Source organism: Citreicoccus inhibens, assembly GCF_019039035.1.
GTDB lineage: Bacteria > Myxococcota > Myxococcia > Myxococcales > Myxococcaceae > Citreicoccus > Citreicoccus inhibens.
On the sequence record NZ_JAHNZT010000034.1, the window covers coordinates 24264 to 36976 of the forward strand.

Genomic DNA, 12713 nt, shown 5'->3' on the forward strand with positions numbered 1-12713 from the left:
TCGGGTCGGAGATGTACGTTGCGAAGATGCGCAGCGGAGGGACGGGCTGCCTGAATCTCCAGGAAGTACGCGGGTTTGTCGATTCCAAAGGCCAGCAATTCACCCAAATGCTTTGAGCTGAACAATCCTGATGAAGTGCCCCCGACTCTCCGTGCAACACATGGAGCGCGGATGCCTTGTCCTGGGGCTCAGGGCGCGGGGGCCGTGCAGGGGAACCCGTCGCAGGCATGCACGTAGAGCGCGCGGCCGAGCAGGCGGCGGGCCGGGGCGCGAGGGCGCGAGGGCGCGGCCCGCGAGGTGCCCAGGCGGACATCCAGGATGAAGGATGCCTGGGGCGCGCCGGCGTCAGGGGGCGTGCCCGCGACGCAGGCCACGAGCACCTCGGACGGCGCATCGAGCCACCAGAGCGACTCCACCGGGCAGGGCGGCGCGCGCTCGGGAAGCAGCGGCGTCAGCGTGCGGGCTTCGTAGGCCAACACCCACCCGCCCCACACCACGGTGGCCAGGGTGCCGCCAGGGCCCACGGACAGCCGGCCTCCGGGCCCCGGCAGCATCACCTGGCCGAGCACGGCCCCCTCGGGCGACACGGAGACGAGCTGGCCCGAGGCATCCAGCGCGAGCACGCCCGAGGCATGCCCCGCGAGCGACACGGGCGGAGAGAAGTCCCCCACGGGGCGCAGCGCGCCGCCCTCCTCGCGCAGCAGGCGATGGCCCGCCGCGACCCAGAGGCGCTGGGCGCCATCGAACGTGAGCGCCGTGGCGCCGGGGACCTCCTCGCGGAACAGGCCGCCCTGGAGATCGCACACGGCCACCACGCGCGGGCCGAACACCGCCGCGCGCGAGGCATCTGGAGAGACGGCCCACCCCAGCCGCGTGCGCTCTCCCAGCGCGCGAAACAGGCAGCGATTGAGCGCGCCGAGATTCGTGTCGCTGGAGGGCGAGACGATGACGAAGGGCAGGCTGGACGAGACGACGTAGAGCAGCAGCCCGAGCGCGGCGGAGGAGACGACCGTCAGCGACCACGCGCGGAGCTGGGCGAGCGCGAACGACCGTCCCGGCGCACGCGCCGCGCGCCTCTGCGCCCCCGGACCGTCACGTCCACTCACCGCCACTCCTCCCCACGCTCGCCGCGCGCGGGCATGCGGGGCAGCACACCACAGCGCCCGGGCAGCGGGAATCCAGCCGGGGCAGGCCGCCGGGCTGCCGATGCCCAGAACGTCCGCCCTTGGCTTGTCCCATCCGTCCGTGTCCGCACCTTTGCGCCTGGTAACGCAGCAAAGGAGCCAACCATGCGCCGCACTCTCACCGCAGCAGCCCTCGCCTTCAGCTTCGTGCTCGCGACCCACGCCTCCGCCGCGCCCCAGGGAGGGAGCGCCACGGGCACGCAGGGGGGAACGGGCCAGTCGGGAACTTCTTCCTCGACCGGCGACACCACCGGAGGTTCCATCTCCACGCCCCCGAGCACCACGGGTGACTCCACCTCCTCCGGGGTGGACGTGGGCACCGGCGGCTCGGGCTCGTCCATGACGACGGATGGCGGGACGGGCGGCGCCGGGTCCACGGGCACGGGCACCAGCACCGGCGGTGGCACGCAGGGCACCACCGGCACGGGCACGACGGGCTCCGGGACGAGCAACCCGGGTTCCACGGGCACCTATGGCGGGAGCAATGGCGCGGGCAGCACGGGCACCACGGGCGGTGGCACGGGGGGCTCGGGCAGCACGGGGACCCTGGGCAATGACTCCACCGGCACGGGCGGTACCGGGACCCCGCCCGCGAGCCTGGATGGACAGGACACGGTGAACCCCGGCGGCACGGGCCAGGGGGGCACCGGCACGAGCGGTGGAGGCACGTCGAGCGGCTCGGGGACGAGTGGTGGCGGGGGTCGGGCCGAGGCCGCGGGCAGCCGCGCGGACTCCGCGGTGGCGCTGCGCCAAGGGGCGACCGAGTTAGAGCCACTGCAGCACGAGGTCTCCCAGCTGAGAGCCACGGTGCACTCGCTCCAGCAACAGGTGACCTCTCTGCGACGCGAGAACGCGGGCACGGGGGGCTCGGGCGGCGCGGTGAAGGCCAGCCCGAGGACCGTGGTGGCCAGCGTGGTGATGGAGGGCCAGGTGGCCGCGGTGGGCAGGGACCGGCTGGCGCTGCGCGACAGTGAGTCGGGCGCCATCTACGACCTGCGCACGGGCCAGGGCTCGCCGCTCATCCAGGGGCTGCCCCCCGGGAGTCAGGTGCGCGCGGCCTACAACCTGACCGCCAACGGGGACAACTACCTGACCCGCGTGCTCGTGCTGCCGCAGCAGCGCGTGGCGCCGCGGTAACGCGAACGCCGCGAGGAAGTCGGCCGCCGGGGTCCGCCTCGGCGGCCGACGCGCGTCTCAGCGTCCGCCGTCGGGCTTCTTCGCCGCGCCATCCGCCAGGCGGCGAAGCTTCGCGGCGAAGGGGCTCTCCTCGCCCGCGGACGACGGAGGACCGCCCGACAGCCGCTCCCGGCGAGTCGCCGCGAGTCCACCTTCTGGCGGCCCCTCGACGCCTTCCTTCTCGAAGCGGTCCTGCCCCCCCAGCACCCGGCCCACGGGGCGGGATGAGCTGACGCGGCGGTTGGTATCCACGGGCATGGCGGCGCCTCCGGCTGTCCCCTCTTCTACCCCGGCGCCAGGCCGCGCGCACCCCAGGCGCGCTCGGGGTCCTCCAGCGCCTCGCCCAGATGGCGCAGCACGCGCGCGGCCAGCGTCACGTCGATGAGCCGCGCATCCCAGGTGCACGTCAACGTCAGGAGATTGCCCGGCACCAGCGCGCCGTCCTCCAGCACGGGCTCGTCGCGCACCGAGCCGGGAGCGAGCAACAGCGGCACCCGCGTGTACGGCGCCAGCGCCACATAGCCGCGCTCCAGCCCCAGCGAGCCCAGGTTGGTCACCACCACCGAGCCGAAGGGGTCCCGGGGCATGCCCACCGCGCGCAGGTCCACGTTCAGCCCGAACCAGACGAAGGACAGCAGCCGCAGCGCCGGCCCCATCAGCCAGCCGGGGAGCCGAGAGGAGCGGCGCTTGCCTCGCTCGATGACGGCGTCGCGGCGGGCGCGGACCTGGGACACGCGCGCCTCGAGCTGCTCGGCCATCGCCTCCAGCGACATCGCGTCCGCGCGGTGCACGGTGGCGGTGGTGAGGTCCACGCGGCCGGTGCCCTGGGCGGGCTGCGCCACCATCACGCACACGCCCACGTCCCGGCGCTGCCACGGGCGGTTGCGGCGCAGCAGCACGTTCGCCTCGGGGTAGCGGGCGAGCGCGTCCGCCGCGGCCTTGGCCACCAGGTGCGTCACCGTGAGGCGTGGACCCGAGTCCCTCCGCAGCGCGGCCATGAAGGCCAGCGCGCGCTCCATGCGGACCTCCAACGACGCATACGCGCTGGGGTCGCGCGGCGTGCGCCACGTGCCCAGCGCGAGCTTGCGAAAGGCGCTGGGGGTCCGCGCCGGCTGGAGGTCCAGGTTCACGCTCGGCTCCGGGCCATCGCACGCCCGAGACTCCCCTGCAACCCACCTCCCGCCCTGTTAGACAGGGAGCCGCAGGCCGGTCCCTCTCGCTTCGAGGCCCTTCCCATGAGCCCCCTCGCCCTCGCTCTCGCCCTGTCCCTCCACGCCACCCCGCAGCCGCCCAAGAAGGCCCCGCCGCCTCCGGCCGCGAAGGCGGCGGCCCCCGCGGAAGATGTCACCACGGCCACGCGCGCCTGGAACGAGAGCCGCATCCAGCGGCTGACGTCGGAGGATGGCTGGCTCACCCTGGTGGGCCTCTCGTGGCTGAAGGAGGGCGAGCAGACCGCCGGCTCCGCGCCGAACAGCGCCGTGCCGCTCCCCGCCTCCACGCCGGCCCGGGTGGGCACCTTCACGCGCACGGGCGAGGCCGTCACCTTCCAGCCCGCGCCGGGCGTGACGCTCACGCGCAACGGCCTGCCATTCACCGGCGGGGCGCTCCAGTCGGACGCGAAGGGCGAGCCGGACGTGCTCAAGGTGGGCAGCGTCACGTTCCAGGTCATCAAGCGCGGGGACCGGTTGGGCGTGCGCGTGAAGGACTCGGAGGCCCCCACGCGCAAGGCGTTCCACGGCATCCCCGTGTATGAGCCGAGCGCCGCGTGGCGCGTGCAGGCGCGCCTGGAGCCCGCGGCCGCGCCCCACACGCTCGCCGTCCCCAACGTGCTGGGCATGGTGGAGGAGATGCCGTCGCCGGGCACGTTGGTGTTCACGGTGAACGGCAAGGAGTACCGCCTGATGCCCGTCATCGAGGAGGGCGCCAACCAGCTCTTCATCATCTTCGCCGACGAGACCAACCGCGACACCACCTACGGCGCGGGCCGCTTCCTCTCCGCGGAGTTGCCGGACAAGGACGGACGCGTGACGTTGGATTTCAATCGCGCGTACAACCCGCCCTGCGCGTTCACGCGCTTCGCCACCTGCCCGCTGCCGCCGCGTGGCAACCGGCTGGCCCTGCGCGTGGAGGCGGGCGAGAAGCGCGCGGGCGACCACTGACGGACACCGCGGGGGGCATCCGCCCGGCCGTGCGCTCGCGGAGGATTTGAGGGGTGCGCGGCGCGGCTCCATTTGAGACGCTGGGGCCGTGCTCCTCGAGATGCCCCTTCTCATTGGCCTCATGGTGGCGGCCATCGCGTTGGCCATCGCGGCCAAGCGCGTGCGCGTGCCCTACAACGTCGCGCTGGTCGTGGGCGGACTGCTCATCTCGGTGGGACACCTGCTGCCGGGCGTGCCCCCTCTGAATCCGGAGGTGGTGTTCCTGGTCTGCCTGCCGCTGCTCCTGTTCGAGGGCGGCATCACCGCGGACCTGGCGAGCATCCGCGCCAACGCCGCGCCCATCAGCCTCCTGTCCACGCTGGGCATGGTGCTGGCCATTGGCGCGACGGGCGGCATGCTCCACGCGCTGGTGGGCCTGGACTGGGGCCCCGCGCTGCTGCTGGGCGCCATCCTGTCCGTCACGGACACCGTCTCCATCCTCTACGCGTTCCGCAAGGCGCCGGTGCCCGCGCGGCTGTCCGGAATCGTGCAGGGCGAGAGCCTCTTCAACGACGGCACCGCGCTGGTGGCGTACTCGGCCATCGCGGCGGTGGTGGCGGGAGGCGCGCCGCCCACGCTGGCGTCCATGGGCGCGCGCATGGTGCTGGCGTCCATGGGCGGCGCCGTGGTGGGCCTGTCCCTGGGCATGCTGGGCGCGTTCATCATCCGCCGCACCGAGGAGCCGCTGGCGGACATCATGGTGACCACGGCCGTGGCGCTCGCCTCGTACGTGCTCGCCGAGCAGCTGCACCTGTCCGGCGCCATCTCCGCCGTCACCTCGGGCCTCGCGGTGGGCGTGACGTTGCATCGCGACGTGACGCCGCAGAGCCAGCTCTCCATCCACACCTTCTGGGAGTACGTCGCCTTCGGGGTGAACACCTTCCTGTTCCTCTCCGTGGGGCTCACCACGCACCCCGGCGACCTGCGCGGCTATCTGCCCGGGGTGGGGCTGGCGGTGCTCAGCGTCTTCGTGGGGCGCGCGGTGGGCGTGTACATCCCCTTCCTCTTGCTGCGCTGGCTGCGGCCCGCGGAGAGCATCCCGCCGCGCTGGCAGCACGTCTTCCTGGTGGGCAACATCAAGGGCGCGCTGTCCATCGGTCTGGCGCTGGGCATGCCCGAGTCCACGCCCTCGCGCGAGCAGCTCGTGGCGCTCTCGTTCGGCGTCACGCTGGTGTCGCTGGTGGGCCAGGGCCTGCTCCTGACGGGCGCGCTCAAGAAGCTGGGCCTCATCCAAGAGGACGCGGTGGCGCTGGCCATGGCGGAGCAGCGCGGAAGGCTCATCGCGAGCCGCGCGGCGCACGTGGAGCTGGAGGCGCTGCACTCGCAGGGGCTGCTGCCGCGCGGGGCCTATGAGCACCTGCGCAGCGAGTACCAGGTGAACATCGCGCGCGCGGAGCGGGAGCTGCGCCGAATCGGGGAGCAGCACCTCGCGGAGGGCGCGCGTGACTTGCTGGCCATGCGCCGGCGGCTCATCGACGCGGAGCGCACCGCGCTTCAGGGCGCGCGGCGCAACGGGCTCATCCCCGAGGCCACCGCGGAGCACATGCTCGGGCAGCTCGACGAGCGCATCCTGGATTTGGAGCACGTGCTGCGCGGCCGCGCGGACTCGGACACTCAGAAGGAGCACGCGTCATGAGGATTGTCATCGCGGGGGGCGGCCGGGTGGGCAGCGTGCTGGCCGCGCGGCTGGTGGATGAGCAGCACGCGGTGACGGTCATCGAGCGGGACCCGGCCACGTGTGCCCGCCTCTTCGAGGAGGTGGGCGTGGTGACGGTGTGCGGGGACGCCACCAACCCCAAGACCCTGGAGGCCGCGGGCATCGGGGCGGCGGACATCGCGGCGGGCGTGCTGGCGCGCGACTCGGAGAACCTGGCGTTCGCGATGCTGGCGCGCTCCGTGTCCAGCGCGCGCGTCATGGTGCGCATGCTGGACACCAGCTACCGCGAGGCCTACCGCATGGCGGGCGTGAAGGAGCTGGTGGCCGAGGCGGAAGTGGTGGTGGCGAAGATGACCACCGCCATCGACTTTCCGCAGGTGGCGGGCTCGCTGCCGCTGACGAGCGGCGACGCGCTCCTCTTCGAGCTGACCATCCCCGCGCGCGCCGGAGTGGCCGGGCAGACGGTGGCGCAGGTGCGCGCGACGGCGGGTTTTCCTCGCGAGTGCATCTTCATCGCGCTGTTGGATCCGGACGGCCAGACGGCGCTCCCGGAGGGCAGCACGGTGCTGCGCGGCGGCCACACCGCCATCCTGGTGGCGCGCCGGGCGCAAGTGGCGCAAGCGGTGGAGTTCCTCACCTACGAGCCCGCGCAGGGCACCGGCGTGACGTCCTCGCTGGCGCAGACGCTGCGCAAGGTGGACTTCCTCACCCCGCTCAGCGACGACGAAGTGGAGGCCGTGGCGCGCGGCGCCGAGTTCCTCCCCAAGGCCGCGGGCGAGCAGATCTTCCACCAGGGCGACGCGGGCGAGACGTTCTACGTCGTGCTCACCGGGGAGGTGGCGCTCAAGGACAACGTGGGCCAGACGGTGTCCACCGTGTCCGCGGGAGGATTCTTCGGCGAGCTGGCCCTGCTCACCGGAGAGCCGCGCACGGCCACCGCCGTGGCGTCCACCACCTGCGAGCTGGCCGCGGTGGGACGCGAGGACTTCCGAGGCGTGGTGATGGCCAACCCCTCGGTGGCGCTGGAGATGAGCCGCATCCTGGGCCAGCGCCTGACGCGCGCGCAGAGCAACGCGCCTCCCACGAAGCGCCGCGGCCTGTTCGGCCGCTGACGCGAAGCAGAGCGCCGCGCGCCTCGTCCAAGACGCTCCAACGCGCGGCGCAGCGCCGGCCCACACGGGTCGACGCAGGCCCTGAACCGGCAGCGCCCTCGGGTGCCCTGCTGTCGCGCGTGCGCGGCGACACGGGCGGGAGCAGCCGCCCGGTCATCGCCGGATGCGCGGATGCATGCGCCCGACTGTCGGCGCGGGCTCAGGCGCCGAGCTGTTCGAGCAACTGGGCCGCCTGCGCCTGGATGTCGCTGTCACCCAGCGCCTGGGCTTGCCGTGCGTGGCGGGCCGCGGTGACAGCGTCCACCGACTGCGTGGCCCGCGCGAGGTTCAGGTGCGTGCCCGCGTCCCGAGGATGCGCCGCCAGCGCTCGCTCCAACACCGGCAGGGCCAGCGCGTGCGCGTTCTCCGCCATCAGGAGCGCCGCGAGGTCATTGGCGGGGCCCAGCTCGCGCGGCACGGCGCTCACGACCTCCTCCAGCAGCGAGCGGGCCATGTCGCGCTCACCGAGCGCCGTGCACACCTGCGCCAGCGCGTGACGCACCTGCCAGCTCGACGGTGAACCCTGGAGCGCCTCGGCGAAGAGGGCCTTGGCCTCCGCGCCCTGGCCCGCGCTCATCATCGCCACGCCGTGCAGGTAGACGTAGTTGACGTTGGTGGGCTCCAGGCGCCGCAGCTCCAGCACCGCGCGCTTGGCCCCATCCGGGCTGCCCGCGGCGAGGTACAGCTTGAAGAGGTCCTCCAGGGCCGCGCGCTGCGTGGCGCCCTGCGCCTTGTCCAACACCTGCGTCGCCGTCTGGAGCGCGAGCCCCACGTCGCCCCGCGCCGCGTGCGCTCGCGACAACATGAGCAGCGGCATGGCCTCCTGGGGCGCCAGCTCCGAGGCCTTCTGGAAGTGCGTCACGGCGGACAGCAGGTCCCCGGACTGCATCCCGATGCGCCCCAGCTCGAAGTGGGTGTGAGCGCTGCCCGGCACCACCTCCAGCGCGGACGCGAAGGCGGCCCGAGCGCCCGCCAGGTCCCCCCGCTCGAAGAGGAGCGAGCCCAGGTTGAAGCGCTCGAAGTAGCCCGCGTCCGGCGCGGCGGCCAGCACCTTGAGGGCCTCCAGCGCCTCGGCGTTGCCCGCCTGGGCGCGCAGCATGGCCAGGTGCCCCTGCCCCTCCACGTGGTCCGGCTTGACCTTCAGGAGCCTCAGGACGGCGGCCTCGGCCTCGGCGGCGGCCCCGGTGCTCAGGTGCGTGCGCACGAGCCCCAGGAGACAATCCACGTCGTGGGGGTCGATGGAGAGGCCCTTCTGGAAGGCCTTCACGGCCTCCTGGGGCACACCCATCTGCAAGAGCCGGCCACCTTCGCGCGCGTGCATCGATGCCATGCCGCGATACCTACCACGCTCCCGCCGCGCCGCTCACTCGGCGGCGCGGGTCCAGGCCGCTTCACCCGCCCCTCACACCCGGAGCGCGGCGGCGGCGATGCCCGGCACCTTCAGCCACGAGGGCCCCAGCTCGAATTGGACCAGCCGACGCCCCAGGTCGAGCGCCCCGCGGTGCCCCGGCACCCAGGGCGGGGGCGGCAGGTTCGTCAGGGGCGCGCGCAGCACCGCCTTCTCGATGTCCTCCAGCATCAGCGTGTTGTGCACCCAGCCCAGCCCGCTCTGGATGTCCTGGGGCGTGGACGAGGGGTGGCCGCCCCAGGGCAGGCTGCCCAGCACGTAGCCCGCGGCCGGCCACGTGTTGATGGCCACCGTGCCGTAGCGCAGCTCGCGCACCGCGCGCTCCACCGCGGCCCGGGCGCGCGCGTCCTGAAGGGTCTTCGGGTGGACGATGAGCGTCGCGTTGAGGGTGCCCCAGACCTTCTCGTTCAGGAAGGGCACCGCCGCGTCCAGGAAGGCCACCGGGTCATCGCCCCCGGGCAGGCCCGTCTCGGACAGCACGGTGCACCAGGGCTCCTGGCGGAAGACGCGGTCATCCAGGTGGCTTGGGTCCACGCCGGGAATCAGCGCGTAGGGCAGCTCGCCCTCGCCCGCCGAGCCCACCAGCCGCAGGCCGCTGCGCCCCTCGGTGAACTGCCTCCAGCGCTGGTCGGCGCCGGGGTAGTACGCGCGGCGCACGGCGGCGCGGCCCAGACCCGCCTGGATGCCGTCCACCAGCGGTCCCCGCTTCGCCCACCCCGCGGGCTGCACCAGCAGCTTGGCCGCGTTGCAGTTGAACGACGCGTTGTTGGACACCATGCCGGCGATGTCGTTCGCCTGGAAGCGCAGCTCACCGTCGGAGTACGGGCCGGGCACCACCACCACGGGGGACACGTTGCCCAGCTCGCTGGACATGGGCTTCCTGAGCAGCGGCTCGTTGCGCGCGCGCCGCGCGTCGGACTCGGGCCCGGGAGGTCCCCACACGAGCGCGTCGTGCGTCCGGTCGCTCCCGGTGATGTGCACCTCGTCCACCGCCGCGTGGTGCACCAGCGCCGCGCCCTCTTCCGCGCCGCCATACACCACGGCGAAGACGTCCTGGTTCGTCAGGACGGAGAAGGCCTCCTCCAGGAAGGGCCCGAGGTAGCCATTCACCGGGTTCATCTTGAGCACGCACGCGGTGCCCTCGACGAAGAGCTTGTAGAGGCAGTCCAGCGGCGGGATGGAGTTGACGTTGCCCGCCCCCAGCACCGCGCACACCCGGCCGCCGTGCGGCTTTCGGTAGAACGAAGCCTGGTGCTCGCGCAGGTTGTCCGCGGTGACACCCGGCTGGAAGTACACCTCGCCCACGTTGCGCGGCAGGAGCATCCCGTCGAGCGCGTTCATCGGGTACACGCGCGCGGCGAGCCGCCCGTCATCCAGCGTCCGCAGCCGCGAACGGGGGATGACGGGCGCGCCGTGCCGCTGGACGTCCTTCAGCGAGTCCACGAGCTGGCGCAGGTTGCGCAGCACCGGCAGCGGGCCGGAGAGCCACTCCTCTCCGGCCAGGGGACTCGCGGGGTCGATGCCCTTGGCCTCGCACGCCGCGCGCACGCTCCGCTCGGCGATGACGCCGTAGGCGCGGCGCAGCTCTTCCAGCAGGGCGATCTTCTCCTTCAGGCCGCGCTTCACCCACGCGCGCGAGCCCTCCTGGACTCGGCGCACCACGGTTTCGAGTGCCTGACTGGAAGTGGACCGCGGAACGGCGACGGACATGGTGACGACCTCCGACGGCATGGGGCTCTCCCGAAGGTATAGGAGATGCCCGCGTCGGGCGTCACGGGGTTGCGTGACTTCGTCGTCAGGTGGGCAGTGGTTCGCCCAGGCCCTGGCGGATCGCCTCGTCGATGATCTCGTACATCTTGCGGTTCAGCTCGCGGCCCAGCGCCTCCTGCTTCTGGCCGAGCTTCTCCTGCTCGCGGCCCAGCGCCTCCTGCTTCTGGCCGAGCTTCTCCTGCTCCTGGGCCAGCGCCTCTTGCTTCTCACTGAGCGCGGCCTGCTCGCGATCCACCGCGGCCTCCAGCTGGTCCAGCTCCGACTCCTTCTTCGCGAGTTCCTGGCGCCGACGGTCCCGCTCACGCTCGTCGGTCATATGGTCGATCGTCGACTCGTCCAACCCGACCAGCGCGCGCTTGTGGCCCAGCTCCGCCTGCTTCACGCCGAGCGCCGCCTGCTGCTGGCCGAGCGCCGCCTGCTTCACCCCCAACGCCCCCTGCTGCTCGCCCAAGGCGCCCTGCTTCTCACCCAGCGCGCCCTGCTCGTTGCCCAGCTCCTGCGCGGGCCGCGTCGCGTCGCGCATGCGCTGGATGATGCCGTTGTCACGGATGAGGAACGACTTGCCGGCGCGGCGCACATAGAGCAGGTCCTTGCCCGGCCGCTTGAAGGTGCGCGCCACGTTCACGTCGTCCGAAGAGCCCGACATGTTGACATGGCCATCGGACATGAGGACGTAGCTGTCCTCGTTGTCATCGTCCTCGCGATAGCGCGGAGCCGGCGGCGCAGGAGGAGGCACGGGCGCCGTCATCCCAGCCGCCGCCCGAGGAGGCACCGGCGGCGGGGGAGTCATCGCGAGACGCGGAGGGGCCGGCGGCGCGGGAACGGAGAGCGAGCGCGGCGTGACTGGCGTCACAGGAGTCACTGGCGTCACAGGAGTCACTGGCGTCACTGGCGTCACGAACGCGCGCGGCGGGGCCGGAGCCACGGGTGCGACCGGAGCCGGAGGGGCAGTGCGCACATGCGGCGCCACCGCGTCCCCCGTCCCACTCGGAGTGGCCGGACTCGCCGAGACGACCGGCGTCGCCTGGGTCCGCGAGGAAGCCGGCGTGGGCTCAGCGGGTCGGGCGACGACCGTGACGGGCACCAGCGCCACGACGCCCAACAATCCCAGTGCTCCCTTCAGCCAGCGGCGGGACCGAGGAACAACCACATCGACGTGCTCGAGCATGCGAAGCCTCCTGTGCAGTGCGTGGAGATGAGCGGAGGCGCCATTCGCCGCCGCGGTACCGGGAGCCCGTGTGACTCCAAAGGCAATGAGCAGATCGCCGTAGTCCGCGGGCTCGGCGCCCGTGAGGTGCAGGGCCTCAGCGTCACAGGCCTCCTCGCGGGCCAGCGCGTATTCGCGGGCCGCCTGGCGCGCGAACGGGTGGAAGAAGAGGAGGGTCTCCGCGAGCGCCGGAACCCAGCCCAGCCACAGGTCCCCGCGCCGCAAGTGCGCCACCTCGTGAGCGAGCGCCATGCGCAGCACGTCCACCGGCAACGAGCGCACCGCCTTGGACGGGAGCACCACCACGGGAGACCAGAGCCCCGCGGCCAGCGGGCTCGCCACCTCGTCCGACACCAGCAGCCGTGGCGGTGCGCGCAGTCCCGCCTCTCCTGAGAGGAACTCCAGCTCCTCCGCGAGTTCCGCGCTCTGGAGCGGCCTCGCTCGCTGACACATGCGCCGCACGCGCAGCCATGCATGCACCTGCATGCGCACCTGCCACGCGATGCCCACGGCCCACGCGAGCAGCAATCCCCCCACCACGTCCCGCAGCAGCGACATGCCCCACGCCAGCCCCGAAGCCGTCGGCGGAGTCGCGCTCATCCGAGGCGCAGAAACCGCTCCCCCCACACGCAAGGGGATGACAGGCGCGTCCGCGCTCGTGCCCTGCTCCCACCGCGTCACCACGCGCGCAGCCGGCGACAGGTCGTGCGTCTCGATGGGCGCCTCCCTCCGCGCGACGGGAGGGCTCGCGACAAGAGGCGGCTCGGCCGACAAGAGGGGCAGCGCCACCGGATGCGGCCAGCCCAGGGACAGCACGAACTTCAGCGCCACCAGCCACCACAGTCCCGCGCGCAACGAGGCGGGCACGCTCGGCACCGCGCGCAGCACCGCCCAGACGAGCAGCGCGCACACCGCGCCCTGCCACGACGCACGCCACAGCCCTTCCCAGAGCAGGCCCATGG

Annotated in this window: 10 protein-coding genes; 4 read left to right on the top strand and 6 right to left on the bottom strand. The window is 72.9% G+C overall.

The genetic code is table 11. From position 1 onward, the window contains the following. Positions 1-188 precede the first annotated feature (188 nt). Positions 189-1106 carry a hypothetical protein gene (locus KRR26_RS29060; RefSeq protein WP_217081394.1) on the bottom strand — a complete coding sequence of 306 codons (918 nt, stop codon included), beginning with the start codon at positions 1104-1106 and terminating at the stop codon, positions 189-191. 183 nt (positions 1107-1289) lie between these two features. On the opposite strand from KRR26_RS29060, the gene KRR26_RS29065 reads away from it, so the two are divergent. Further along, positions 1290-2321, top strand: coding sequence for a hypothetical protein (locus tag KRR26_RS29065; RefSeq protein WP_217081395.1), 1032 nt, complete (start codon positions 1290-1292; stop codon positions 2319-2321). Between the two features lie 57 nt (positions 2322-2378). Here KRR26_RS29065 and KRR26_RS29070 read toward each other — a convergent pair whose 3' ends face one another. After that, a complete protein-coding gene (locus KRR26_RS29070) occupies positions 2379-2618 on the bottom strand; it encodes a hypothetical protein (RefSeq protein ID WP_120209102.1) in 240 nt (79 codons plus the stop codon). A gap of 26 nt (positions 2619-2644) precedes the next feature. Then, positions 2645-3490, bottom strand: a complete 846-nt coding sequence (locus KRR26_RS29075; RefSeq protein ID WP_217081396.1) for a 2-oxo acid dehydrogenase subunit E2 — start codon at positions 3488-3490, stop codon at positions 2645-2647. Positions 3491-3595: 105 nt separating this feature from the next. Here KRR26_RS29075 and KRR26_RS29080 point away from each other — a divergent pair, with 105 nt between their 5' ends. The 3 genes from KRR26_RS29080 to KRR26_RS29090 all read left to right on the top strand — a co-directional run bounded on the left by KRR26_RS29080 (position 3596) and on the right by KRR26_RS29090 (position 7327). Further along, positions 3596-4519: a DUF1684 domain-containing protein gene (locus KRR26_RS29080; protein WP_120209100.1), complete on the top strand. Its 924-nt coding sequence runs from the start codon at positions 3596-3598 to the stop codon at positions 4517-4519. An 88-nt stretch (positions 4520-4607) separates the two neighbouring features. Then, the gene (locus KRR26_RS29085) at positions 4608-6194 is read left to right on the top strand and encodes a cation:proton antiporter (RefSeq protein ID WP_233577351.1); all 1587 of its coding nucleotides are present in this window, start codon (positions 4608-4610) and stop codon (positions 6192-6194) included. Then, positions 6191-7327 carry an NAD-binding protein gene (locus tag KRR26_RS29090; RefSeq protein ID WP_120209099.1) on the top strand — a complete coding sequence of 379 codons (1137 nt, stop codon included), beginning with the start codon at positions 6191-6193 and terminating at the stop codon, positions 7325-7327. Before KRR26_RS29085 ends, KRR26_RS29090 begins: the two co-directional genes overlap by 4 nt. A gap of 199 nt (positions 7328-7526) precedes the next feature. Here KRR26_RS29090 and KRR26_RS29095 read toward each other — a convergent pair whose 3' ends face one another. The 3 genes from KRR26_RS29095 to KRR26_RS37490 all read right to left on the bottom strand — a co-directional run bounded on the left by KRR26_RS29095 (position 7527) and on the right by KRR26_RS37490 (position 12711). Next, the gene (locus KRR26_RS29095) at positions 7527-8696 is read right to left on the bottom strand and encodes a tetratricopeptide repeat protein (RefSeq protein ID WP_120209098.1); all 1170 of its coding nucleotides are present in this window, start codon (positions 8694-8696) and stop codon (positions 7527-7529) included. Between the two features lie 72 nt (positions 8697-8768). After that, positions 8769-10484, bottom strand: a complete 1716-nt coding sequence (locus tag KRR26_RS29100; protein ID WP_217081397.1) for an aldehyde dehydrogenase family protein — start codon at positions 10482-10484, stop codon at positions 8769-8771. Positions 10485-10569: 85 nt separating this feature from the next. Next, the gene (locus KRR26_RS37490) at positions 10570-12711 is read right to left on the bottom strand and encodes a M56 family metallopeptidase (protein ID WP_217081398.1); all 2142 of its coding nucleotides are present in this window, start codon (positions 12709-12711) and stop codon (positions 10570-10572) included. Positions 12712-12713 lie beyond the last annotated feature (2 nt).

Bases quoted from the DNA above. Each gene is read 5' to 3' on its own strand.
- KRR26_RS29080 (WP_120209100.1), top strand. From the start codon at position 3,596: ATGAGCCCCCTCGCCCTCGCTCTCGCCCTGTCCCTCCACGCCACCCCG.
- KRR26_RS29070 (WP_120209102.1), bottom strand. From the start codon at position 2,618: ATGCCCGTGGATACCAACCGCCGCGTCAGCTCATCCCGCCCCGTGGGC.
- KRR26_RS29065 (WP_217081395.1), top strand. From the start codon at position 1,290: ATGCGCCGCACTCTCACCGCAGCAGCCCTCGCCTTCAGCTTCGTGCTC.
- KRR26_RS29090 (WP_120209099.1), top strand. From the start codon at position 6,191: ATGAGGATTGTCATCGCGGGGGGCGGCCGGGTGGGCAGCGTGCTGGCC.
- KRR26_RS29100 (WP_217081397.1), bottom strand. From the start codon at position 10,484: ATGTCCGTCGCCGTTCCGCGGTCCACTTCCAGTCAGGCACTCGAAACC.
- KRR26_RS29095 (WP_120209098.1), bottom strand. From the start codon at position 8,696: ATGGCATCGATGCACGCGCGCGAAGGTGGCCGGCTCTTGCAGATGGGT.
- KRR26_RS37490 (WP_217081398.1), bottom strand. From the start codon at position 12,711: ATGGGCCTGCTCTGGGAAGGGCTGTGGCGTGCGTCGTGGCAGGGCGCG.